Here is a 1,018-nt window from a genome sequence, read left to right as displayed (position 1 = left end):
TAGTTCACTATCGGTCAGTCAGTAGTATTTAGCCTTGGAGGATGGTCCCCCATATTCAAACAGGATATCACGTGTCCCGCCTTACTCGATTTCACTAATAATGTACTGTCGGTTACGGGGATATCACCCTGTATCACAGCACTTTCCAGAGCTTTCACCTAATACATTAATAGTTTAAGGGCTACTCCAATTTCGCTCGCCACTACTTTCGGAATCTCATATTGATTTCTACTCTTCGAGGTACTTAGATGTTTCAGTTCCCTCGATTTACTTCATAATGCTATATATTCACATTATGATATACACTTGCGTGTATAGGTTTCCCCATTCGGAAATCCCAGACTCAAGCGGATTTTACTTCCTTATCTAGGCTTATCGCAAGTTAATACGTCCTTCATCGCCCCTGACTGCCAAGGCATCCACCGTGTACACTTAATTACTTAACCATACAACCCTAAAAAGTTTTAATATAACAAATAATTTATCTTTCTATTAAATTAATGTCAGGATAACTTTATTATCCTAAATTAACTAACAGAATTATCTGTCTAGTTTTCTAAATTGTTAAAGAACAGGCTTTACTATATTTAATTGATTTTAATCGTTTAATCATTGGTGGAGCTATGCGGGATCGAACCGCAGACCCCCTGCGTGCAAAGCAGGTGCTCTACCAGCTGAGCTATAGCCCCTTCTCCTTGCATACATTAGCTTTAAGTATGAACGTTCAATTTTAACTCCTTTTGGTAATAACTTAAATATTCAAAAGGATTGGTGGGTCTGAGTGGACTTGAACCACCGACCTCCCGCTTATCAGGCGAACGCTCTAACCAACTGAGCTACAGACCCAATATCTAACTAAACTCTTTAACTTTAAATTAATCTAATTAATTTGTGTGAGCACTCATTCAAACAATCCTGATATTTTAAGGAGGTGATCCAGCCCCAGGTTCCCCTAGGGCTACCTTGTTACGACTTCACCCCAGTCATGAACCACAAAGTGGTGAGCGTCCTCTCGAAA

2 tRNA genes and 2 rRNA genes are annotated in these 1,018 nt (G+C 39.6%); all 4 read right to left on the bottom strand.

Going from position 1 to position 1,018, the window contains the following annotated elements:
* A 23S ribosomal RNA gene (locus tag O1U_RS04650) occupies nt 1-446 on the bottom strand; the annotation flags it as partial.
* Nucleotides 447-613: 167 nt separating this feature from the next.
* Nucleotides 614-689: transfer RNA gene (locus O1U_RS04645), tRNA-Ala, on the bottom strand.
* Nucleotides 690-769: 80 nt separating this feature from the next.
* Nucleotides 770-846, bottom strand: a tRNA-Ile gene (locus O1U_RS04640).
* A 78-nt stretch (nt 847-924) separates the two neighbouring features.
* Nucleotides 925-1,018: ribosomal RNA gene (locus tag O1U_RS04635) — 16S ribosomal RNA — on the bottom strand; the annotation flags it as partial.

Source organism: Candidatus Photodesmus katoptron Akat1 (assembly GCF_000478685.1).
Lineage (GTDB): Bacteria > Pseudomonadota > Gammaproteobacteria > Enterobacterales > Vibrionaceae > Vibrio > Vibrio anomalopis.
Note: the sequence above shows the minus strand (reverse complement) of the source record. Positions and strands in the feature narration are given on the sequence as shown.